This is a genomic window from Curtobacterium sp. UNCCL20, assembly GCF_900101675.1.
Classification (GTDB): Bacteria; Actinomycetota; Actinomycetes; order Actinomycetales; family Microbacteriaceae; genus Curtobacterium.
Genome location: NZ_FNKG01000003.1, coordinates 340508 through 362447, shown reverse-complemented (window position 1 = coordinate 362447; position 21940 = coordinate 340508). Strand labels below are relative to the sequence as shown.

At 70.9% G+C, this 21940-nt stretch carries 19 protein-coding genes and 1 tRNA gene; 5 read left to right on the top strand and 15 right to left on the bottom strand.

The window, feature by feature from the left end; all coding sequences use genetic code 11:
* The first annotated feature begins 60 nt into the window (after positions 1-60).
* Entirely contained in the window at positions 61-1389 is a 1329-nt protein-coding gene (locus tag BLT36_RS14805) for an MFS transporter (protein WP_092096277.1), read from the top strand.
* A gap of 397 nt (positions 1390-1786) precedes the next feature.
* On the opposite strand, the gene BLT36_RS14800 is transcribed toward BLT36_RS14805, so the two are convergent.
* The 6 genes from BLT36_RS14800 to BLT36_RS14780 form a co-directional block, all read right to left on the bottom strand.
* Complete coding sequence (locus BLT36_RS14800) at positions 1787-3076, bottom strand: acyltransferase (protein WP_092096275.1); 1290 nt, start codon at positions 3074-3076, stop codon at positions 1787-1789.
* Positions 3073-4656 (bottom strand): class I adenylate-forming enzyme family protein, encoded by a 1584-nt coding sequence (locus BLT36_RS14795; RefSeq protein ID WP_175529663.1) that lies wholly within the window; start codon positions 4654-4656, stop codon positions 3073-3075. Before BLT36_RS14795 ends, BLT36_RS14800 begins: the two co-directional genes overlap by 4 nt.
* Before the next feature lie 22 nt (positions 4657-4678).
* Entirely contained in the window at positions 4679-5710 is a 1032-nt protein-coding gene (locus BLT36_RS18825; RefSeq protein WP_175529662.1) for a BPSS1187 family protein, read from the bottom strand.
* Positions 5707-6309, bottom strand: a complete 603-nt coding sequence (gene coaE / locus BLT36_RS14790) for a dephospho-CoA kinase (protein ID WP_092096547.1) — start codon at positions 6307-6309, stop codon at positions 5707-5709. The genes BLT36_RS18825 and coaE overlap by 4 nt, the downstream gene beginning before the upstream one ends.
* A 95-nt stretch (positions 6310-6404) precedes the next feature.
* A complete protein-coding gene (rpsA, locus tag BLT36_RS14785) occupies positions 6405-7868 on the bottom strand; it encodes a 30S ribosomal protein S1 (RefSeq protein ID WP_092096272.1) in 1464 nt (487 codons plus the stop codon).
* A 183-nt stretch (positions 7869-8051) separates the two neighbouring features.
* The gene (locus BLT36_RS14780) at positions 8052-9731 is read right to left on the bottom strand and encodes a DUF885 domain-containing protein (protein WP_092096546.1); all 1680 of its coding nucleotides are present in this window, start codon (positions 9729-9731) and stop codon (positions 8052-8054) included.
* 33 nt (positions 9732-9764) lie between these two features.
* On the opposite strand from BLT36_RS14780, the gene BLT36_RS14775 reads away from it, so the two are divergent.
* Entirely contained in the window at positions 9765-10553 is a 789-nt protein-coding gene (locus BLT36_RS14775; RefSeq protein ID WP_092096271.1) for a VOC family protein, read from the top strand.
* Positions 10554-10627: 74 nt separating this feature from the next.
* On the opposite strand, the gene polA is transcribed toward BLT36_RS14775, so the two are convergent.
* Positions 10628-13300, bottom strand: a complete 2673-nt coding sequence (gene polA, locus BLT36_RS14770; protein ID WP_092096269.1) for a DNA polymerase I — start codon at positions 13298-13300, stop codon at positions 10628-10630.
* Between the two features lie 134 nt (positions 13301-13434).
* On the opposite strand from polA, the gene BLT36_RS14765 reads away from it, so the two are divergent.
* Positions 13435-13803 carry a hotdog fold thioesterase gene (locus tag BLT36_RS14765; RefSeq protein WP_092096544.1) on the top strand — a complete coding sequence of 123 codons (369 nt, stop codon included), beginning with the start codon at positions 13435-13437 and terminating at the stop codon, positions 13801-13803.
* Positions 13804-13856: 53 nt separating this feature from the next.
* Positions 13857-14240, top strand: coding sequence for a VOC family protein (locus tag BLT36_RS14760; protein WP_092096268.1), 384 nt, complete (start codon positions 13857-13859; stop codon positions 14238-14240).
* 14 nt (positions 14241-14254) lie between these two features.
* Here the strand turns inward: BLT36_RS14760 and BLT36_RS14755 are convergent, their stop codons facing one another.
* The 7 genes from BLT36_RS14755 to BLT36_RS14725 all read right to left on the bottom strand — a co-directional run bounded on the left by BLT36_RS14755 (position 14255) and on the right by BLT36_RS14725 (position 20188).
* A complete protein-coding gene (locus BLT36_RS14755; protein WP_092096266.1) occupies positions 14255-14725 on the bottom strand; it encodes a GNAT family N-acetyltransferase in 471 nt (156 codons plus the stop codon).
* A gap of 89 nt (positions 14726-14814) precedes the next feature.
* Entirely contained in the window at positions 14815-15420 is a 606-nt protein-coding gene (locus BLT36_RS14750; RefSeq protein WP_022905562.1) for an ANTAR domain-containing response regulator, read from the bottom strand.
* 90 nt (positions 15421-15510) lie between these two features.
* Positions 15511-15592, bottom strand: a tRNA-Leu gene (locus tag BLT36_RS14745).
* Between the two features lie 55 nt (positions 15593-15647).
* Positions 15648-16820: a GAF domain-containing protein gene (locus BLT36_RS14740; protein WP_092096264.1), complete on the bottom strand. Its 1173-nt coding sequence runs from the start codon at positions 16818-16820 to the stop codon at positions 15648-15650.
* Positions 16821-16897: 77 nt separating this feature from the next.
* Positions 16898-17320: a DUF779 domain-containing protein gene (locus BLT36_RS14735; protein ID WP_092096263.1), complete on the bottom strand. Its 423-nt coding sequence runs from the start codon at positions 17318-17320 to the stop codon at positions 16898-16900.
* Positions 17320-18861: an acetaldehyde dehydrogenase ExaC gene (locus BLT36_RS14730; RefSeq protein ID WP_092096261.1), complete on the bottom strand. Its 1542-nt coding sequence runs from the start codon at positions 18859-18861 to the stop codon at positions 17320-17322. The genes BLT36_RS14735 and BLT36_RS14730 overlap by 1 nt, the downstream gene beginning before the upstream one ends.
* 91 nt (positions 18862-18952) lie before the next feature.
* Positions 18953-20188 carry an acyltransferase family protein gene (locus BLT36_RS14725; RefSeq protein ID WP_092096260.1) on the bottom strand — a complete coding sequence of 412 codons (1236 nt, stop codon included), beginning with the start codon at positions 20186-20188 and terminating at the stop codon, positions 18953-18955.
* 92 nt (positions 20189-20280) lie between these two features.
* On the opposite strand from BLT36_RS14725, the gene BLT36_RS14720 reads away from it, so the two are divergent.
* Positions 20281-20820 (top strand): HdeD family acid-resistance protein, encoded by a 540-nt coding sequence (locus BLT36_RS14720; RefSeq protein ID WP_175529661.1) that lies wholly within the window; start codon positions 20281-20283, stop codon positions 20818-20820.
* On the opposite strand, the gene BLT36_RS14715 is transcribed toward BLT36_RS14720, so the two are convergent.
* Positions 20821-21900, bottom strand: coding sequence for a VIT1/CCC1 transporter family protein (locus tag BLT36_RS14715; RefSeq protein WP_092096257.1), 1080 nt, complete (start codon positions 21898-21900; stop codon positions 20821-20823).
* Positions 21901-21940: the final 40 nt, after the last annotated feature.

Genomic DNA, 21940 nt, shown 5'->3' with positions numbered 1-21940 from the left:
CGGGCATAGCCTCCGATCCGTTCAGCAACCCGAATCCTTCTCACTCCCCCGGAGAGGCCCATGACGACGGCGACCCCCGCCGCACCGCCGAAGGGCACCCCGTTCCGCGGACGCATCCGCGGTCGGGTGCTCATCCTGCTGTGCTTCATGTACGCGATCTCGTACATCGACCGCACCAACATCTCGACCGCCCTCCCCCACATCACCGAGGACTTCGGCTTCAACGAGACGACCGCGGGGCTCATCGTCTCGGCGTTCGCCCTGCCCTACGCGCTCCTGCAGGTCTTCGGCGGCACCATCGCCGAGAAGTTCGGCCCGCGCAAGGCGCTCTTCGTGATCACCGTCGTCTGGGGTGTGGCCACTCTCTGGACCGGCTTCTCGGTCGGGTTCTGGACGCTCTTCGCCGCTCGCGCGCTGCTGGGTCTCAGCGAGGCGGCTGCCTTCCCCGCGGCGACCCAGGCGATGAGCCGGTGGATCCCCCGCGACCGCAACGGCTTCGCGCAGGGCGTCGTGCACTCCGCGGCCCGACTCGGCAACGCGCTCGCGCCGCTCCTCGTCGCCTGGGTGATCGGCGCCACCGGCAGCTGGCGCTGGGCGTTCTTCGCGACCGCGCTCCTGTCGATCGCCTGGGCCATCGTCTGGTTCGTCTGGTTCCGCGACAAGCCCGAGGACTCCGCCGGCATCCAGCAGACCGAGCTCGACGAGCTCCCGCCGGTGGAGACCCGCGCCACCCGCCCGCCGGTCCCGTGGCGCACCCTCGCCCGGCAGATCCTCCCCGTCACGTTCGTCGACTTCGGCTACGGGTGGGTCCTCTGGGTGTTCCTCACCTGGATCCCGACGTTCCTCAGCTCGACCTTCGGCCTGCCGATCAGCCAGTTCGCCCTCTTCACCACCCTCGTCCTGCTCGCGGGCGTCGTCGGCGACACGGTCGGTGGGATGCTGAGCGACCGGATCATCCACCGCGGCGGCGACACCCGGAACGCCCGGCGGACCGTGCTCGTCATCGGGCTGGGCGGTTCGCTCGTCTGCCTCATCCCGCTCGTGATCGGGCAGGGACTCGTCGTCGCGACGATCTCGCTCGCGCTGTCCTTCTTCTTCCTGGAGCTCTGCAACGCGAACCTCTGGGCGATCCCGATGGACGTCGCGCCGCAGTGGTCCGGCACGGCCTCCGGGTTCATGAACACGGGGTTCGGCGTCGCCGGCGTGGTGTCACCGATCGTGTTCGGCGTGCTCATCGACACCACCGGATGGCAGATCCCGTTCGCGCTCTCCTGCGTGCTGCTCGGCGCAGCCGCCGTCGTCGCCTGGTTCATGAAGCCGCAGCGACTGACGAGCACCGACGGCGTCCTCGAGATCGGCGTCCCGAAGGCCGAGCAGCAGTCCGCCTGACCCCGCACGGTGCGGGGTCCCGCCCCCACCACCGGGCCACGGCCACCGCACCGTGCGAGGTTGCCTGCCCGCTACTCGGTGACGACCACCGCACCGTGCGAGGTTCCCGACACCGTGCGAGGCTCCGACCTCGCACCACGTCCGCAACGCCGCACCAGCTGACGAACCCAGCACCGTGCGGCCTGGAGGCGCGGCACCAGCCCGCCACGCGCCTCCAGGCCGCCACCGGCCCCACCACGCGGCCGCGACCAACGCACCGTGCGAGGTTCCCGACGCCGTGCGGGGCTCCGACCTCGCACCACGTCCGCAACGCCGCACCAGCCGACGAACCCGGCTGACGAACCCGGCTGATGAACTCAGCCGACGAACCCAGCTGACGCAACAGCTGACGACCCGGCTACCGCCGACCGACGTCGTCTGTCTCGCCCACGAGGGCGTCGTCGGGCTCGACCGGCTCCGGCGAGCTGCTTCCCGCCGCAGCGGCGGCCGGGGCACGGCCGACCCGCGGGGTACCGGACCCGGTCCGACCCGCCCGCTTCCGGGCCCGCGCCTCACGCTGCCCGCGCGACGCGAGCGACGGCCGACCGGTCAACGGCACGCTGAGCGGCGTCCACCGGAAGGCCTCCGTCACCGCGACGGACAGCACGAGCACGAGCAGGTACGTGACGAGCGTCAGCCACGGCTTCGGGACGATCCGCTCGAGCCAGCTGTCGCCGTAGAGCAGGATCCAGATCATGAACGGGTGGCTCAGGAAGATGCCGAACGACCGGTCCGAGCCGTAGTCGACGACGCGGGCGAGCGGGCTCCCGGGTCGTCGCCGGTCGGCCCACCGCGCCCCGATCGCGAGGAACCCGACGAAGACGGCGCTGCTCCAGAGCACCTGGATCGGCTGGAGCGGTGTGCCGGCGGCGTACAGCGATTGGCCGAGGCCGACCTGCGCGGCCCAGACCGCGAGCGTCAGGACGCCGACCCCGACGAAGCCCCAGAGGACCGCGCGCCGGTGCACCCGGATGAACCGGAGGAACCCGTCGGCGTGGTCGGCCGCGATCGCGCCGGACACGATGAAGAACACGTAGGAGAAGAAGAACTGCTTCTGGTACCCCTGCAGCCAGGCGTCGCTCGCCGGGAAGTACTTGTACCCGGCGAAGACGACGAGCTGGACGACGAGGGAGACGGCGAGCACCGCGACGTGGTGCCCGCGCGTCTTCCGGACGAGCCAGGCGATGACGGGCAGCAGCAGGTACACCTGCATCGTCACGAGCAGGAAGTACAGGTGGTACCACGAGGTGCCGGTGACGATGCCCTCGGCGAAGGTCCGGACGAGGTCGGGGACGTCGCCGCGCCGGGTGCCGTCGAGCAGCCACGACGACACGACGTACACGAACGACCAGGCGAGGTAGGGCACGCCGACGAGCAGGAAGCGCTTCGGCCAGAACTGCGACATCGGTCGGGGCCGGAGCGTGTAGCTGTAGACGAGGACGAACGCGGTCAGCGAGAAGAACACCAGCCGCGTGAAGTGCAGCAGCCCGAGCAGGGCGTTCAACCCGACGTCGTCGGAGGCGACGGTGTGGCTCGTGGTGTGCACCCCGATGACGCAGGCGAACGTGAGGATGCGGAGGACGTCGACCTCGTAGAGGTGCCGCGGCTTCCCCTCGGCGGTGCGCGTCGGGGTCTGTCCACCGGTCACGGCTGCGCCGCCATGGAGCGCACCTTGGCTCGCTGGACCTTCCCGGTCGCCGCACGCGGCAGGTCGGGGACGACGATGATCTCGACGGGGCGGCGGAAGCGGGTGAGCCGGGCCTCGACGCGGGCGGTGAGGTCGGCGACGAGCGCCTCGGTGTCGAGCATCCCGGTGTCGAGCGACCCGGTGTCGAGCACCCCGGATGCGGACGCCGTGGACGCCGTGGACGTGGCAGCGTCCCCGTCCTCGGCCGCCTCGCTCGTCTGCGGGATGACGTACGCGATCGGCACCGCCCCGAGCACGTCGTGCGGCCGTCCGACGACGACCGCCTCGAGCACGCGCGGATCCCCGAGCAGCACGTCCTCGACCTCGGACGGGTACACCTTCTCGCCCCCGCGGTTGATGACGTCGTCGGAGCGCCCGGCCAGGGACACCCAGCCGTCCGCCGACACGGAGCCGACGTCCCCGGTGCTCAGCCACCCGTCGGCGTCGAAGCGTTCGGCCGCCCGGCCGAACAGGTAGTGGTGCACGATCCCGTCGCCGCGGATCCAGAGCGCGCCGACCTCGCCGGCGGGCAGGACGGACCCGTCGTCGCCACGGACCTGCACCTCGGACCCCACCGGGACACCGACGGTGCCGACCCGGGCGGGAGCGTCGAGCGGGGTCGCCGTGATCTGCGACGCACCCTCGGTCATCCCCCAGCTCACGACGAGCGGGACGTCGCCGAGCGCCGCGCGGACCGGGTCCGGCAGCGGCGCCGAGGCACTCCGCACGAACCGCAGGCCGGCCGGGAAGTCGAGGGGTCCGGTCTTCGCGAGCACGGCGAGGATCGCGGGCACGGCGTTCAGCCAGGTGATCCGGCGCTCGGCCAGGAGCTCCCAGAACCCGGTGCGCCGGAACCGTCGGTCGAGCACGAGGGTGGCGCCGGACACCAGGGTCGCCAGCAGCCCCACCACCTCGGCGTTGACGTGGAAGAGGGGCAGCGAGTTGAAGCCGCGGTCCTCCGGCGTGAGCGCGTTGTGCTGCGCCACCGCGCGGGCGACGAACAGCAGCTGCGACTCGGGCAGTTCCACGCCCTTCGGTGTGCCGGTCGACCCGCTGGTGAAGAGGACGACGGAGCCCTCGCCCGGTGCGTCCGGGTTCTCGGACGGCAGGTCGCCGTCACGGATGCCGGCCGGGAGAAACGTGGCCGCGTCGATCCCGCTGGAGGGCACCCCGGGGATGGTCGCGTCCACTGCACGGTCCGACACCACGATGGACGCGCCGCCGATCAGGTCGGCGAGACGGCGGGGTTCGGTGGTCGGCCGACCGGTGTCGACGGGGATCGCCCGCCGCCCGGTGGCGACGGCGGCGAGGTGCACGACGGCGAACGAGAGCGGGTCGCCGAGGTCGACGAGGACCGCTCCGGACGGCGCGACACCGATGGCGTCGAGGGTCGCTGCCCAGGCGCGCACGGCGTCGTCGAGGGCACGGTAGGTCAGGACGCGGTCGCTGCGCGCGTCCTCGAGGTAGCTGCGCTCCCCGTCCTGTGCCGCTCGGGCACGGATGATCGAACGCAGGTCGGGTTCTTCGCCTGCTTGCTGCACGGACTCAGAGTATTGCGGGTTCCTATGTCCGTTCCGAGGAGAACCGGTGGAGCAGCCACTGCCACAGCGGGAGCATCCGGGGTGTGCCGTCCGGACCGAGGGGCGTCGAGTCCTTGATGATCCGCGAGTGCGACTCCCCCGGGGACCCGACGCGGATGTCGGTGAGGATCGCGTGCGGGTCGGCGTCGGTGCCCGGTGGGGCGGTGTCGGTACGGAACGCACCACTCGGGCCGTCGAGCCCGAGGACGCGCCACGACCCCCGGATCCGCGGGCCGAACACGTCGCGGACGTCGTCGATCGCGTACATCCGGGCGACGGGCGTCCTGCCCGGGCGGTCCATCCACGCGGCGTGCTCGGCGCCGAGGGACTCCACGGGCGACGAGAACATCAGCGCTCCCTGCACCGATCGGATGTGGGCGATGTACGCCGCTTCGCCGCCGCCCTGGGAGTGCCCGGCCACCACGATGTCGTTCCACGCGATGTCGTCGTCGCCCCGGACGAACCGTCCCCACCCGCCGTCGGGGTCGTGGTCCTCGAGGTAGCCGATCGCGTCGCGGAACCGGGACACGATCGACCCCGTTGGTCGCACCGCGCTGTAGGCAGACGGACGGCTGCCGTCGAACCGGTTCCGCTGCACCTGGCCGTAGCAGTGCGGATCGGCCTCGCACGTGCCGGAGAGGGTCTTGCCGAGGTTCCAGTAGTCGAGCCCGAGCACGTGGTACCCGTCCTGCAGCGCCGTCCCGAGGAACAGCTGGTAGTCGGCGGGTTTCGCGCGGGTCGCCGGCAGGAACAGCAGCAGCGGTCCGTCGGCGTTGGTCCGCGCGGCGAAGTCGTCGCGGTTCGGTTCGAGTCGTTGGCCGTTGATCGTGCCGAGCCGGAACCGGTGGAACTCCCCCTCGGGACCGTGCTCGTCACCGTGCGGACGGTCCGCCGCGGCCACGCGCCCGTGCTGCTCCACCCGCTGACCGCCGAGGACGTTCGCCGCGACGAGCGACGCGGCGCCGATGGCGACCAGGAGGACGGCGGCGAGGACGAGGAGCACCCGGTGCTTCATCGACCGATGCGCTCCCAGACCGCGTCGGCCGAACGGAGCGTGGCGTCGAGGGTGCCCGTGGCGTCCACGACGTGGTCGGCCAGGGCGAGTCGTTCGGCGTCGCTGGCCTGTGCGGCCACGCGACGCTCGGCCTCGTCACGGGGCATCCCCCGGTGCTCGACGAGGCGTTCGATGCGCTGCGCCGCGGGGGCGTCCACCACTACGACCGCGTCGAACCGCAGGGGTCGGCTGCCGCGGGCCTCGGCGAGCAGCGGCACGTCGTACACGACGACGGCGTCGGGATCGGCTGCCTCGGCCGCGTCGAACGCGAGCTGGGCGAGACGCCAGACCTCGGGGTGGGTGATGCCCTCGAGGTCCTTCCGCGCGGCCTCGTCGGAGAACACGATCGCTCCGAGCGCGGGCCGGTCGAGCGAACCGTCCGCCGCGATCACGCCGGGGCCGAACCGCTCCGCAACCTGGGCCAGACCCGGGCTGCCGGGAGCGACCGCGTCCCGTGCGAGCCGATCGGCGTCGACGATGACCGCCCCGTGCTCCGCCCAGCGACCGGAGACGGTCGACTTGCCCGCGGCGATGCCGCCCGTGAGTCCGATGATCCGCACGGTCACCAGCGTAGCGAGCGAGTCTGCCCGAACGGCCGGAAGCCCGGCACCCCTTCTCAGGGATGCCGGGCTTCCGGGACGGACGAGCCGCTCGATCAGTTGGTCGAGCTGAGCTTCTCGCGGAGCGCCGCGAGCGATGCGTCGTCGGCCAGGGTGCCCTGACCGCTCGCCTCGCTCGTGAACGACGCCGAGGTCGAGGCGCTGGCCGGGAGGTCGAAGCCACCCTGCGCCTCGTCGGCGATGGTCTTCGCGACCTGCGCCTTGTGGGCCTCCCAGCGGGCCTGGGCGGCAGCGTACTGACCTTCCCACTCCTCGCGCTGGGTGTCGTAGCCCTCGAGCCACTCGTTCGTCTCCGGGTCGAAGCCCTCGGGGTACTTGTAGTCACCCTTGTCGTCGTACTCGGTCGGCATGCCGTAGAGCGCCGGGTCGAACTCGGTGCTCTCCGGGTCCACGCCCTCGTTCGCCTGCTTGAGGCTGAGCGAGATGCGGCGACGGTCGAGGTCGATGTCGATGATCTTGACGAAGACCTCGTCGTTGACCGACACGACCTGCTCGGCGAGCTCGACGTGCTTGTTCGAGAGCTCCGAGATGTGCACGAGACCCTCGATGCCGTCGGCAACGCGGACGAAGGCACCGAACGGGACGAGCTTCGTGACCTTGCCCGGTGCGATCTGGCCGATCGCGTGGGTGCGGGCGAAGACCTGCCACGGGTCCTCCTGCGTGGCCTTGAGCGAGAGCGACACGCGCTCGCGGTCCAGGTCCACCTCGAGGATCTCGACGGTGACTTCCTGACCGACCTCGACGACCTCGCTGGCGTGCTCGATGTGCTTCCAGCTGAGCTCGGAGACGTGGACGAGACCGTCGACGCCGCCGAGGTCGACGAACGCACCGAAGTTGACGATCGACGACACGATGCCCTTGCGGACCTGGCCCTTGTGGAGGTTGTTGAGGAACGTGGTCCGCGACTCGGACTGCGTCTGCTCGAGCAGCGCACGACGCGAGAGGACGACGTTGTTGCGGTTCTTGTCGAGCTCCAGGATCTTCGCCTCGAGCTCCTGGCCGAGGTACGGCGTGAGGTCGCGGACGCGACGCAGCTCGATGAGCGAAGCCGGGAGGAAGCCGCGGAGACCGATGTCGACGATCAGGCCGCCCTTGACGACCTCGATGACCGTGCCGGTCACGACGCCGTCGGACTCCTTGATCTTCTCGACGTCGCCCCACGCACGCTCGTACTGCGCGCGCTTCTTCGACAGGATGAGGCGGCCTTCCTTGTCCTCCTTCTGGAGAACCAGGGCCTCGACCTCGTCGCCGACCTCGACGACCTCGTTGGGGTCGACGTCGTGCTTGATCGAGAGCTCGCGCGAGGGGATGACACCCTCGGTCTTGTAACCGACGTCGAGGAGGACCTCGTCGCGGTCGATCTTCACGACGGTGCCGGAGATGAGATCACCGTCGTTGAAGAACTTCAGGGTCTTCTCGACCTCGGCCAGGAAGTCATCAGCCGAACCGATGTCGTTGATGGCGACCTGCTTAGGAGCCTTGGTCGTAGTGGTTGTCATGTAGAGATTGCTCCGAACGGACATGAGTCGGGCCGTGGCGGCACCAGGGTCGAACCCCCGGGCGTGCCGCCGTGGCGGATGGTTGTGTGGCGCGGATTGCGCCGCACAAGTCTAACCGGAGCGGGCGAACGCCCACAACCGGGCCGGCCGGGCGTGTCGCCGCCCGGCCGGGGACGCGCAGACTCAGTCGAGCAGCGCGCTCCGCAGGGTGTCGAGACCGATGCTGCCGAGGGCGAGCGCCCGGTGGTGGAACGCCTTGAGGTCGAAGGACGCGCCCTCACGCGCGGCCACCTCGTCGCGGATGGACTCCCAGACGCGCTGCCCGACCTTGTACGACGGCGCCTGTCCGGGCCACCCGAAGTACCGGGCCACCTCGAACTGGACGAACGCGTCGGACATGTTGACGTTCTGGCGCATGAAGTCGAGGGCGTACTCCCACGTCCACGCACCGCCGTCGGGGTTCGTCTTCTGCAGGTGGACGCCGATGTCGAGGACCACGCGGGCGGCGCGCATCCGCTGCCCGTCGAGCATGCCGAGCCGGTCGCCGTCGTCGTCGAGGAACCCGAGCTGCTCCATCAGGCGCTCGGCGTACAGCGCCCAGCCCTCGACGTGACCGGACGACCCGGAGAGCTGGCGACGCCACGTGTTCAGTTCGCCGCGGTTGTAGACGCCCTGGCTGATCTGCAGGTGGTGTCCCGGGACGCCCTCGTGGTAGACCGTCGTCTTCTCGCGCCAGGTGCCGAACTCGGTGACGCCCTGCGGCACGGACCACCACATGCGGCCCGCGCGGGAGAAGTCGTCGGACGGACCGGTGTAGTAGATCCCGCCCTCCTGCGTGGGGGCGATCCGGCACTCCAGGCGCTTGATCGGGTCGGCGATGTCGAAGTACTTGCCGTCCATCGCGCGGATCGACTCGTCGCTCGTCTCCTGCATCCACCGCTGCAGGGCATCGGTGCCGTGCAGGACCCGCGCCGGGTCGGTGTCGAGCACCTCGATGGCACGGGCGACGCTCGCGCCGGACTCGATGCGGTCGGCGATGCGCTCCTGCTCCTCGCGCATCCGGGCGAGCTCCTCGATGCCCCACTGGTACGTCTCGTCGAGGTCGACGACCGCGCCGAGGAACCGGCGGGAGTGCAGCTCGTACGCCTCTCGTCCGACGGCGTCGACCGGGGTGGCGAGCGGCAGCAGTTCGTGCTCGAGGAACTGGCCGAACGAGCGGTACGCCGCAGCGGCCACCTCGGCCCCGCGCCCGAGCTCGGCGCGGAGCGCGTCCGGCACCGGCGCGCCGCCGTCGAGCGATGCGCCGTCGGCGAGCTGGCGGAAGACGCCGTCCTCGGCCCCGTTCCGAGCGGCCTGCTCGGCGATGAGGGCGACCTGGCGCTTCGCCGGGGTGACGTCCTCACGCGTGCCCTCGAGGAGGGTCTCGCGGATGCCTTCGAGCGCCTCGGGCAGCGCGTGCAGACGGCTGGCGATGTCGTGCCAGTCCGATTCGGTGCCGGTCGGCATGAGGTCGAGGACCTCGCGGACGGCCTGCGCCGGGCTGGCGATGACGTTGAGGTCGCGCAGGTGCAGCTTCCGGTCGAAGGACTCCTGCACCAGGTCGAGCTCGGCGCCGAGGTCGGTCTTGGTGACCCGGTCAACCGAGTCGACGGGCTCGGCGGCGTCGAGCGCCTGCTTGGCGGCGCGGGCAGCAGCGGCCATCGCGGCGGCGCCGGCGGGCGAGGTGTCGCCGTACTCTCCCGTGCGCCCCGGGACGCCGATGTACGTGGCGATGGTGGGGTCGAGGTCGACGAGGGTGGTCACCCAGTCCTCGGCGACCCGGTCGACGGCGGAGGGCTGGCGGACGGGACGGTCTTCGGTCATGCTCACGACACTATCGAGCGGAAGGTGGGACACATGTCCGAACACGAGGGTGTCTTCGCTCCGGGGTCGCCGTGCTGGTCCGACCTCGGTGTCGGCGACGTCGCGGCGGCCCGCACGTTCTACGCCGGGGTGTTCGGCTGGGAGTTCCTTGACGGCCCACCCGAAGCCGGCGGCTACTCGATGGGGATGCTCGCCGGGCGACCCGTCGCCGCGGTCGGTCCGAGGATGGGCGACGACCAGCCGACGGCCTGGACGGTGCACCTCGCCACGGCCGACGCCGACGCGACCGCAGCGGCCGTCACCGCCGCCGGCGGCTCGGTTCTGGCGGCTCCGTTCGACGTGCTGGACGCGGGGCGGATGGGCATCGCCGCGGATCCGACGGGCGTCGTGTTCGGCCTCTGGCAGGGGCGTGGCCACACCGGGTACGGACGAGTGAACGAGCCGGGCGCCGCGTGCTGGAACGAGACCCACACCGCCGACGCAGAGGCGGCGAAGGCGTTCTACACGGCCGTGTTCGGGTACGGCTTCGACGTCGTCGGTGATGCGGCTGAGCCCTACGCGATCGCGAAGCTGCGGGGCGACGGATGGGACGCGGACCCGGTCGCCGGTGTCTTCACACCGCCGACAGGCCTCCCCGGCGGCGGTCCCGGGTACTGGGTGACCTGGTTCGGCACTGCGGACACCGACGCCACCGTGGCAGCCGTCGTCGACCACGGCGGAAGCGTCCTGATGGGGCCGTCCGACAGCCCCTTCGGACGATCGGCACTCGTGCTCGGAGCGCAGGGCGAGCTGTTCGGCGTCATCGCGGTCCCGTCCGCCTGACCGGCGCACGTCCGGACCCGACGCACCGGCGTGACGGCCTGGAGGCACGCCCCCGGTCCGTCACGCCACGTGCGTCAGTGCGCGGCGATTTCCCAGTTCGGGCCGACGCCGACGGACACGTCGAGCGGCACACTCAGCTCGGCCGCGGCGCCCATCCGGGTGCGGAGGATCTCCTCGACCCGGTCCTGCTCACCGGGAGCGACCTCGAGGATGAGCTCGTCGTGCACCTGGAGCAGCAGGTGCGACCCGAGCCCGCCGTCGCGGAGGTCGGCGGCCACGCCGAGCATCGCGATCTTCATGATGTCCGCCGCGGACCCCTGGATCGGCGCGTTCAGAGCAGCGCGCTCGGCGTTCTCACGCAGCACGCGGTTCGGGCTCTTGAGGTCCGGGAACGGACGACGACGACCGAAGATCGTCTCGGTGTAGCCGTCCTCGCGCGCCTGCTCGACGACCCCGCGGAGGTAGTCGCGGACGGCCCCGAACCGGGCGAAGTACTCGTTCATCAGCGTGCGGGCCTCGGACTGCTCGATGCGCAGCTGCTTCGAGAGTCCGAACGGGCTGAGGCCGTACGCGAGGCCGTACGACATCGCCTTCACCTTGGTGCGCATCTCGGGCGTGACGTCGGCCGGCTCGACCGAGAACACGCGCGACCCGACGAAACGGTGCAGGTCCTCGCCCTCGTTGAAGGCCTGGATGAGGCCGGGATCGCCGGAGAGGTGCGCCATGATCCGCATCTCGATCTGCGAGTAGTCGGCGGTGACGAGCGTGGTGAACGGCTCGGCGACCGCGAACGCCGACCGGATCCGACGCCCTTCAGCCGTCTTCACCGGGATGTTCTGCAGGTTCGGGTCGGTCGACGAGATGCGCCCGGTGCTCGTGCCGGTCTGCTCGTAGCGGGTGTGGATGCGCCCGTCGACGACCGAGGCGTCGAGGGTGTCGACGATCTGCCGGAGCTTCGTGGCGTCACGGTGCTGCAGCAGCAAGCCGAGGAACGGGTGCGGGTGCTGGTCCTGCAGGTCGGCGAGGCTGGCGGCGTCGGTCGAGAAGCCGGTCTTCGTCTTCCGGGTCTTCGGCATCGCGAGCTCGGTGAAGAGGACCTCTTGCAGCTGCTTCGGCGAGCCGAGGTTCACATCGTGCCCGATCTCGGCGAAGGCCTGCTGCGCGAGCTCCGCCGCCCGCTCGCCGAGGTCGTGCGACAGTCCGGTGAGCACCGGACGGTCGATGCCGACGCCGATCGTCTCCATGCCGGCGAGCACCGGCACGAGCGGCAGCTCGATGTCGTCGAGCACCTGCAGCGAGGACGCGTCGATGCGGGCACGGAGGGCCGTGGTGACGCGCAGCGTGAACCACGCGTGCACGCCGACGTTCACCGGGTCGGTCTCCGGGACGAGCTGGTTCGGGTCGCCGGTGGGCAGCTCTTCGCCGAGCTCCTGGTAGACGAGGTCGCTGAGCGGCTGCCCCTGCTTGCCGGGCTGGGCGAGCCACCCCATGATGCGGGCGTCGCCGGCGATGCCGTTCACCTCGAAGCCGACGGTCGCGAGGGCCTTGATCGCGGCCTTGGCGTCGTGGAAGTGCTTCGGGGCGTCGGAGGCGAACCAGGCGGCGAGCTGCTCGTAGTCCTTCGCGCCGCTTCCACCGGGCACCAGGACGGCATCGTCGTGGGTGGCGATGCCGATCGTGCTGAGGCGCCCGTCGATGACCTCGACCGCGACCCCGTAGCCGTTCGCCGCCTCGGACGCGTTCCGGCGCTCGAGCCAGTACCCGAGCTCCTCGTCGATGAGCGTCTTGACGGGCGGCGGGGTCGGCGCACCGCTGTCGATCGACCCGGTGGTCTCGGTCGCCTCGGACGGTTCACCGTTGCCCGCGACCTTGAACACCCGGTCGAGCAGCGTGCGGAACTGCAGCTTCGCGAAGAGCTCGCGCACCGCGTTCTCGTCGATCGGACGGAGTGCGACGTCGGCCGGACCGACGGGGAGCTCGACGTCGTTGACGAGCCGGTTGAGCTTCCGGTTCCGGATCGCCCGGTCCTTCTGCTCACGGAGGTTGTTGCCGACGACGCCCTTGATCTCGTCGGCGTGCTCGAGCACGCCGTCGAGCGACCCGTACGCCGTGATCCACTTCACCGCGGTCTTCTCGCCGACCTTGTCGATGCCGATCAGGTTGTCGCTGGTCTCGCCGACGAGCGCGGCGATGTCGGGGTACTGGTGCGGTTCGATGCCGTAGCGCTCGTAGACCTTGTCGCGGTCGTAGCGGGTGAGTTCGGAGACGCCGCGGACCGACGGGTAGAGCAGCGTCACGTCGTCGTTGACGAGCTGGATCGAGTCACGGTCGCCCGACACGACGTAGACCTGGTACCCCTGCTCCGCGCCCTGCCGGGCGAAGGTGGCGAGGATGTCGTCGGCCTCGTAGTCCTCTTTCGTGACGGTCGTGATGCCCATCGCCTCGAGCGCCTGCTGCAGGAGCGGGATCTGCCCCTTGAACTCGGCCGGGGTCTCGGAACGGGTGCCCTTGTAGTCCTCGTACTCGCGCGTGCGGAACGAGAACCGGGAGATGTCGAACGCGACCGCGAGGTGGGTCGGCTTCTCGCGCTGCAGCAGCATGAGCAGCATCGAGATGAACCCGTGGATGGCGTTCGTGTGCTGCCCGTCGCGGTTCACGAAGCTGTCGACCGGCAGCGCGTAGAAGGCCCGGAAGGCGAGCGAGTGGCCGTCGATGACCATGAGGGTAGGCTTTGCGGAGTCCGACACCCGGACAGCCTACCGAGGGCCCCCGACAGGCCTGACCAGCGCGAAAGGCCGCCGACGTGACCGACGAACAGACGCTCACCGGGTCCGCTCCGACCGGCTCGCCGGAGGGCATCGCGAAGCTCGCCGAACGCGGCATGGGCGAGCTGGCCGAGAAAATGGGCATGGTCATCACCGAGCTCTCCGCGGAGCGGGCCGTCGGCACCATCCCGGTCGAGGGCAACCGCCAGCCGATCGGCCTCCTGCACGGCGGCGCGTTCGTCGTCCTCGCCGAGAGCCTCGGGTCGATGGCGGCCACCGTCCACGCCGGTCCCGGCCGCTACGCCGTCGGCATCGAGCTGAACGCCTCCCACTCACGGAGCGCCACGAGCGGCCTGGTCACCGGCACCTGCACGGCGCTGCACCTCGGCAACACGCTCACCACGCACGAGATCGTCCTCACCGACGAGCAGGGGCGGCGCTGCTCCACCGTGCGCATCACGAACATGATCCGCGAAGCCCGCTGACACCGGCGCACCACCGCGCCGATCGGGCACCGCGCCGTCACGAAGGAGTGACCATGTCCATCACCGACTGGAGGATCGAGCTCGTCATGGTGCCGGTCAGCGACGTCGACCGGTCCCGCGAGTTCTACGAGCGCATCGGCTTCACCATCGACCACGACCAGCGCGTCTCGGACGAGGTCCGATTCGTCCAGGCCACCCCACCCGGTTCCGCCTGTTCGATCGCGTTCGGCCAGGGCATCATGTCGCCCGACGTCGCACCCGGCTCGCTGAAGTCGATCCAGGTCGTCGTACCGGACGCCGATCAGGCGCTCGCCCACCTGCAGGGCCTCGGGGTGCACGCCGTCGGGGTCGACGAGATGGCCTGGGGCCGCTTCGTCTTCTTCACCGACCCGGACGAGAACGCCTGGACGCTGCAGGAGCTGCCGAAGCGCGGCTGAGACGCACTCCGCGCTCAGTCCTCCGGCGGCCGCTGCAGCAGCAGTCGGGCGTCGCCGAACCCGAGCCGCCGGTAGAGGGTCTCGCCCTCGACGCTCGAGTGCACCGACGTCCGCTCCACTCCGAGCTCGTCGGCAGCGTCGAGCAGCGCGGTGACGAGCCGCTTCGCGACACCCTGGCCACGCAGGTCCGGGTGGACGTACACGGTCTGGACGTCGGCCGTCAGTCGACGCCCGGGCCGGTCCGGCGTCGGCGGCCGGCCGACCAGTCCGAGCCACGCCATCCCGAGCACCCGTCCGTCGCGTTCCGCAACGACGCACCGGTGCGTGTCCGGGTGCTCAGCGGCGAAGGCGGTCATCGCCCGCCGGTAGGACTCCTGCGTCGTCCCGGGCGTCGCACCGCCCTCGTCGACGCTCCACCGCCAGCGCAGGTCGGCCACCGCGGGCATGTCGTCGGGCCTGGAGGCACGGATCACCACGTCGTTCACGGGCCCCAGCCTGCCAGGTGGTCGGCCGGGCACACAGCGACGCCGCCTCCCCGGTGGGGAGGCGGCGTCGTGGGAGCGTCGGTGAGCGACTACTTCTTGGCGCTGAGCTGCTCGATGATCGCCTTGGCGACGTCGTGCATGGTGAGCCGGCGGTCCATCGAGGCCTTCTGGATCCAGCGGAACGCCTCGGGCTCGGTGAGGCCCATCTTCTCGTTGAGCAGGCCCTTGGCCCGGTCGACGAGCTTGCGGGTCTCGAAGCGCTCGACGAGGTCGGCGACCTCGGCTTCGAGCGTGATGATCTGCTGGTGGCGCGAGAGGGCGATCTCGATCGCGGGCAGCAGGTCGTTCGGCGTGAACGGCTTGACGACGTAGGCGAGGGCGCCTGCCTCGGTCGCGCGCTCGACGAGGTCCTTCTGGCTGAACGCCGTGAGGAGGACCACCGGAGCGATGTGGTTCTTGGAGAGCTTCTCGGCCGCGGAGATGCCGTCGAGCTGGGGCATCTTGACGTCCATCACGACGAGGTCGGGGCGGAGGTCCGTCGCGAGCTGGACGGCGGTCTCACCGTCACCCGCTTCACCGACGACGTCGAACCCGTTGTCGCGGAGGATCTCCACGATGTCGAGGCGGATGAGCGACTCGTCCTCGGCGACGACGACGCGACGGGGTGCTGTTGCAGTTGCTTCTGTGTCACTCACGACATGCAGCCTACTAGACGACGGACGTCGACCACGTCAGAGTTCGTCGATCGCCGCAGAGAGTGTCCCGCACGCCGTGAGCGGTCCTTGTACGAGTGGCGGGACTTGAACCCGCACGCCGTGAGGCAGAGCATTTTGAGTGCCCCGTGTCTGCCGATTCCACCACACTCGCGAGGAGGCCAACAGTACCAGCCCGCCCCGTGCCTCCAGGCCCCCGCCGGACCACGTCACCGACCCTCGAGCACCTCGATCGCCGCCACGAGACCGGCTCGGCGCGGCGACCGCCGCGGCAACGCCGCGAGCAGCGCCCGGAGCACCCGTGGGTCCTCCGCGCCGTCCGGCGTCCGCGCCCACGCGAGGAGCGCGTCGACGCCGCCGTCGGCGACGACCGCCTCGCGGAACCGGCCGCGCACCAGGTCGCGGAGCGCGTCCACGCCCGGCGCCGCGGACCCCGGCAGGACCGGTCCGGCGTACCGGTCGACAGCCTGGAGGCGCGCACCGCGGTCGAGCGCGGACAGCACCGTGTCGACGTCGGTGCGCACTCCTCCGACGCGGTACGGCCGGGACGTCAGGGTCACGTCCGGCGCGGCTGCCGCGAGCACGCGCCGGAGGCGGACGATCTCGGCACGGAGCGTGACGACCGCGCCCGGGTCGCCGTAGACGGCTGCCGCCAGGTCGTCCGCGGGGAGCCCCGCCGGGTTCGTGGCGAGGACCGCGAGGATCTCCGAGTGCCGCGCCGACAGGGGGACGGCCCGGACGCCGGTGCGGAGCGTGGCGATGTCCGCGCCGAGGAGGTGCAGCTCGGCTCCCTCGTGGTTCCGCGTCGCCGTGGGGGCGGGCCACAAGGCGGCGAGGGCGATCTCGGCTTCGGCGGCGGCGACGGTCGCGGTGAGGAGCGGCATCGTGTGCCGGTCGACCGCACGGTCGTCGCCGGTGACGTCGAGCACGCCGACCACCCGGCCGGCGCGGTCGTGCACGGGGACGGCGCTGCAGGACCACGGCTTCACGGCGTTCGCGTAGTGCTCCTCGGACCGGATCTGGACCGGCCGGTCGATGCGCAGCGCGGTGCCGGGCGCACTCGTGCCGACGTGCTCCTCGGCCCAGTCGGCTCCGGGGACGAAGCCCATGTCCTCGGCGGCACGGCGGGCACGCCGGGCCCCGTCGACCCAGACCAGGCGCCCGTCTGCGTCCCCGACCGCGACCACGCAGTCGGCCGAGCGGGTCTCGTCGAGGAGCAGCCGACGGACGACGGGGAGCAGGACCGCGAGCGGACCGTCGCGCCGGGCGGCGTCGAGCTGGTCGTCGTCGAGCGCGAGGCACGGGAGCCCGTCCGGGTCGACGCGGGCCGACCGCCGCCAGGACGCTGCGACGAGCGGGCGGAGCGACCCGGGACCACGCATGCGTCCTCCGTCCGGGTCACCCGCCGCACCGTCGCGTCGGGGTGGTCGGCCGCGCCGTCGCGGTCGTCGCCGTCAGCCTACGTCCGGCGCGCGACCGGGACCAGACCGAGATCCGCGAGCTCGCCGTCGTCGAGCATCCGCGACCGGGTGAGGAACCGTTTGCCCTCCGGGACCTCGAGCGAGAAGCCACCGCCGCGACCGTCCACGACGTCGATCGTGAGGTGGGTGTACTTCCAGTACTCGAACTGGGACTTCGACATGTAGACCTCGACGGGGTCGATCCCGTCCACCTCGAGCGCGCCGAGGAGCACGTCGCCCGAGCCTGTGGTGAACATGCCGACCGGGTAGCACATCGGGCTGGAGCCGTCGCAGCAGCCGCCCGACTGGTGGAACATCAGCGGACCGTGCCGGGCGGCGAGGGAGCGCAGGAGCTCCCCCGCCGCCGGCGTCACCGCCACGCGGGCGGTGCCCGTCGTGGCGCGCGGAGCGTCGTGCGGCATCAGAAGAACCCCATCGGGCCCTCGGCGTAGGACACGAGCAGGTTCTTCGTCTGCTGGTAGTGGTCGAGCATCATCTTGTGGTTCTCGCGCCCGACCCCGGACTGCTTGTACCCGCCGAACGCCGCACCCGCGGGGTACTGGTGGTAGGTGTTCTCCCACACGCGACCGGCCTGGATGTCCCGTCCGGCGCGGTAGAGCGTGGTCGCCTCGCGGCTCCAGACGCCCGCACCGAGCCCGTAGAGCGTGTCGTTCGCGATCGTGATGGCGTCGTCGTAGCCACTGAAGCTGGTCAGGGCGAGGACCGGGCCGAAGATCTCCTCCTGGAAGATCCGCATCGAGTTGTCGCCCTCGAACACGGTCGGCGTGACGTAGTACCCGCCGGACAGCTCACCGCCGAGGTCGGCCCGTTCGCCGCCCGTCAGGAGCTTCGCACCCTCCTGCTTGCCGATGTCGATGTAGCTCAGGATCTTCTCGAGCTGGTCGTTCGAGGCCTGCGCGCCGATCATCGTCGACAGGTCGAGCGGGTGCCCCTGCTTGACCGCACGGACACGGTCGAGACCGTCGGCGACGAATCCGTCGTAGATCTCCTTCGCGACGAGCGCCCGGGACGGACACGTGCAGACCTCGCCCTGGTTGAGGTTGAAGAACGCGAACCCCTCGAGCGCCTTGTCGTAGAACGCGTCCTTCTCCTGGGCGACGTCGGCGAAGAAGACGTTCGGGCTCTTCCCGCCGAGCTCCAGGGTCACCGGGATGAGGTTCTGGGACGCGTACTGCATGATCAGCCGGCCGGTGGTGGTCTCCCCGGTGAAGGCGACCTTCCGCACGTCCGGGTGCTGCGCGAGGGGCGCGCCGACCTCGAAACCGAAGCCGTTCACGACGTTGAGGACGCCGGCGGGCAGGAGGTCCTGGATGAGCTCGATGAGCACGTGGATCGACGCCGGCGTCTGCTCCGCCGGCTTCAGCACGACGCAGTTGCCCGCGGCGAGGGCCGGTGCGAGCTTCCAGACCGCCATCAGGATCGGGAAGTTCCACGGGATGATCTGCGCGACCACACCGAGGGGTTCGTGGAAGTGGTACGCGACCGTGTCGTGGTCGATCTCCCCCGTCGAGCCCTCCTGCGCGCGGATCGCCCCCGCGAAGTAGCGGAAGTGGTCGACGGCGAGCGGGACGTCCGCGCCGATCGTCTCGCGGATGGGCTTGCCGTTCTCCCACGTCTCCGCGACGGCGAGCATCTCGAGGTTCTGCTCCATCCGGTCGGCGATCTTGTTGAGGATGCCCGCGCGTTCGGCCACGCTGGTCTTCCCCCACGCCGGGAACGCCTTCCAGGCCGCCTCGACCGCGCGGTCGACGTCCCGCGAGTCCCCGCGGGCGATCTCGCAGAAGGTCTTGCCGGTGACGGGGGTCGGGTTCTCGAAGTACTGGCCGCCGGTGGGCGGCACGTACTCGCCGCCGATGAAGTGGTCGTACCGGGAACGGAACGAGACGAGCGAGCCCTCCTCACCGGGTGCGGCGTAGCTGGTGGGCGACGGTGCGATGGTCATGGTGGACACCTTTCGACGACTCTGTCGGGGCGCTGGGTCCGCGCCTGTCCCGAACGCTACGTCCGCGCACGTTGCATCCGGTTGCGCGTGGTCACGCCAGGCGAGGACGAAGCGCGAACAACCGTCGGGGGTGGAGTTCGGACAGTTGGGATCGCTGGTGGCTGTTCATGAAGGGCCGTTCGAACAGCCAGGCGAACCCCACCGAGATCAGGAAGACCGCGGGGACCACCACGCCCCACTGCAGCGCCAGCGCCACCACGGTCGGGGTGTCCCAGGCGACGTAGAGGAGGTCGACCAGGGCGAGGATCGGACGGTGGATGAGGTACGCGCTGTACGAGACCAGCCCGATGCGCCGGAGCAACCGCGGCGTGAAGACCCTCCGGAGCCGCGCGGTCGCCCGGGTGTCGGAGCCCTCGACCTCCCTGTTGGTCAGCACGGCGATGAGCACGGCGCCGCCGGTGCCCGACAGGATCCACTGGACCGCGTCGATCGGCGCCGACACCAGCCCGAGCGACGAGGTGAGCCCGACGGCCACCGCGCCGGCGAAGAGCAGGAGGGACGCCGCGACGAGCCAGCCGGGGCGGGCGAACGCCAGCCGGACGAGTCGGTGACGACGCGCACTGAGCTGTTCGGCGGAACCGTGCGTGATCCACGCGATGTACATCCCGAGGCCGAACAACCCGAACGAGAACGGAGCCGACCACTTCAGCACCCCGGTCACGCTCGACAGCGCCGACAGCGCGAACATCGCCCCGACGACCAGTGCAGGATCCACTCGGCGCCACGCCACCAGCACGAGCGGCATGAGCAGGCCGAGCTGCCACTCCACGCCGAGGCTCCACCACGGGCCGACGAGCGAGAAGATCGTCTCCGGCCAGAGGTTGTGGATGAGCAGGGCGTGCGTGACGACGGACTGCCAGGTCAGCGGGAGGTGGTTCGACCACCACGAGACCTCGTCCGCGCGGATCGCCGGCACGGCCGCGATCAGGAGGAGCGTGAGCGCGAGGGCGACGAGGTACGGCGGGACCAGGCGTCGGGTCCGCCGGACCACGTGGCCGCGCAGTCCGCCCCGCAGCACCGCTCGGCGCGCCAGCGAGACCGCGATCATCAACGAGTACCCCGAGAGCACCACGAAGACCGGCACACGGATCTGGGCCGCGCTCATGATCGGTGGGAGCCACGGGATGTCGGCCTCGAGCTGACCGATGCGACCGACGCCCGCAGCGTGCCCGAACACGACGAGGAGCACGAGGACACCGCGGAGGCCGTCGAGGAACGCGAGTTCGTTCCTGGCCGGCCGGGACGAAACTGAAATCTGCTGCTGCACATATCAAATATATCAGCGGATCGGTGATTCGGGAAGGACGGCCGGATGCGCGGTAGCGTCGAGACGAGCAGTTCTGACAGGGAGGAGTGCTCGTGGATTCTCGTGCCGTCCGGACGTTCCGGGTCTTCGTCGTGGTCACCGCGGTCGTGGCGATCGTGCTCGGGGTCGTGGCCATCGTCTGGCCCCGCCCGTCGCTCGTCGTCGTCGCACTGCTCTTCGGCGTCTACCTCGTCGTCGCCGGAGCGCTCCGGGTGTTCGCGGCCGTCCGTGGCCACGGCACGCCCCCGGTGTGGCGGTGGACGTCGGGCATCGTCGGCGCCCTGGTCGGGATCGCCGGACTCGTCACCCTGATCGACCCCGCGGTGCCGCTCGTCGTCTACGCCGTGCTCGCGGGCATCGGGTTCATCGTCGAGGGCATCGCGTCGCTCGTCGGCGGGTTCGTCGGGCACCCGGGCTCCTCGCGGATCCCGACGATCGTCAGCGGCGTGCTGTCGATCCTCGGTGGCGTCATGGTCCTCGTCGCGCCCGGGCTCGCGCTCACGGTGTTCATGGTGTTCTCCGGCATCGCGCTCATCGTCGTCGGTGCCGCAGCACTCCTGCTGCTCCCCCCGCGCGCAGCCGTCCGCCGCTAGCTAGGCGCTCCCCGTGCCGAACAGCAGGCCGAGCCCGTAGGTCACGGCCGCCGCCCCGAAGCCGATCGCGAGCTGCCGCAGCGCCCGGCGGAGCGGCGACGCCCCGCTCAGCACACCGACCACGGCCCCGGTGCCCAGCAGCGCGATGCCGACCAGGACCGCCGCGACCGCGATCGCCGCCCAGCCCTCGAGTCCGAACAGGTACGGCAGCACCGGGATGATCGCCCCGGAGGCGAAGAAGCAGAAGCTCGAGATCGCTGCGCTCATGCCGTTGCCGACGGCCTCGTGGTCGTCGACCGGCGCGGTGCTCGTCACCGCCGTCCCGCCGAGGACCTCGTCGGCGTGGGCCTGCGCCTCCGCCTCGGTCATGCCACGCGCCCGGTACACCAGCGCGAGTTCGTTCGCGTCGACGTCGAGGTCGGCGACGGCGCGACCGGCCTCGGGGTGCGGCGCCGACGCGGTCAGCAGTTCACGCTGGGACCGGACGGACACGTACTCCCCCGCACCCATCGACAGCGCGCCCGCGAGGAGCCCCGCGATCCCGCTCAACAGCACGAAGTGGCGGTCCGCACCCGAGGCGCTGATGCCGATGATGAGCGCGAGGTTCGACACGAGACCGTCGTTCGCGCCGAACACCGCGGCGCGGAACGTCCCCGACAGCCGCATCCGACCGCGGTTCGCGAGCCCCCGGACGACCTCGCCGTGGATCCGTTCGTCAGCGGCCATCCGCGCGGTCGCGTCGGCGTCGTCGGCGTACGGCGAGCGGTCCTCCGCACGCTGCATGAGCGCCAGCACGAACACCGACCCGAAGCGCTTCGCCAGCGTGGCGAGCACCCGGGTCCGCAGGCTTCCCCGCTGCGGCCGGCCGACGTCGTCGCCGAGCAGGTCGAGCCAGTGCTGCTCGTGCCGACCCTCGGCCTCGGCCAGCGCGGACAGGATCGCGCGTTCCTCGCCGTCACGCCGCGACGCGAGGTTCCGGTACACCGCAGCTTCGGCACGTTCGTCGGCGAGGTAGCGACGCCAGCGGCGCACGTCGGCGCGCGGCGCCGTGGATCCGGTCTGGAGGCTCACACCACCCATCTTGCCGTCCCCGGGCGACCTCGGGTCACCACCAGGGCAC

Bases quoted from the DNA above. Each gene is read 5' to 3' on its own strand.
- BLT36_RS14805 (WP_092096277.1), top strand. From the start codon at position 61: ATGACGACGGCGACCCCCGCCGCACCGCCGAAGGGCACCCCGTTCCGC.
- BLT36_RS18825 (WP_175529662.1), bottom strand. From the start codon at position 5,710: ATGAAGCACCGGGTGCTCCTCGTCCTCGCCGCCGTCCTCCTGGTCGCC.
- rpsA (WP_092096272.1), bottom strand. From the start codon at position 7,868: ATGACAACCACTACGACCAAGGCTCCTAAGCAGGTCGCCATCAACGAC.
- BLT36_RS14780 (WP_092096546.1), bottom strand. From the start codon at position 9,731: ATGACCGAAGACCGTCCCGTCCGCCAGCCCTCCGCCGTCGACCGGGTC.
- BLT36_RS14775 (WP_092096271.1), top strand. From the start codon at position 9,765: ATGTCCGAACACGAGGGTGTCTTCGCTCCGGGGTCGCCGTGCTGGTCC.
- BLT36_RS14765 (WP_092096544.1), top strand. From the start codon at position 13,435: ATGGGCGAGCTGGCCGAGAAAATGGGCATGGTCATCACCGAGCTCTCC.
- BLT36_RS14760 (WP_092096268.1), top strand. From the start codon at position 13,857: ATGTCCATCACCGACTGGAGGATCGAGCTCGTCATGGTGCCGGTCAGC.
- BLT36_RS14740 (WP_092096264.1), bottom strand. From the start codon at position 16,820: ATGCGTGGTCCCGGGTCGCTCCGCCCGCTCGTCGCAGCGTCCTGGCGG.
- BLT36_RS14735 (WP_092096263.1), bottom strand. From the start codon at position 17,320: ATGCCGCACGACGCTCCGCGCGCCACGACGGGCACCGCCCGCGTGGCG.
- BLT36_RS14730 (WP_092096261.1), bottom strand. From the start codon at position 18,861: ATGACCATCGCACCGTCGCCCACCAGCTACGCCGCACCCGGTGAGGAG.
- BLT36_RS14715 (WP_092096257.1), bottom strand. From the start codon at position 21,900: ATGGGTGGTGTGAGCCTCCAGACCGGATCCACGGCGCCGCGCGCCGAC.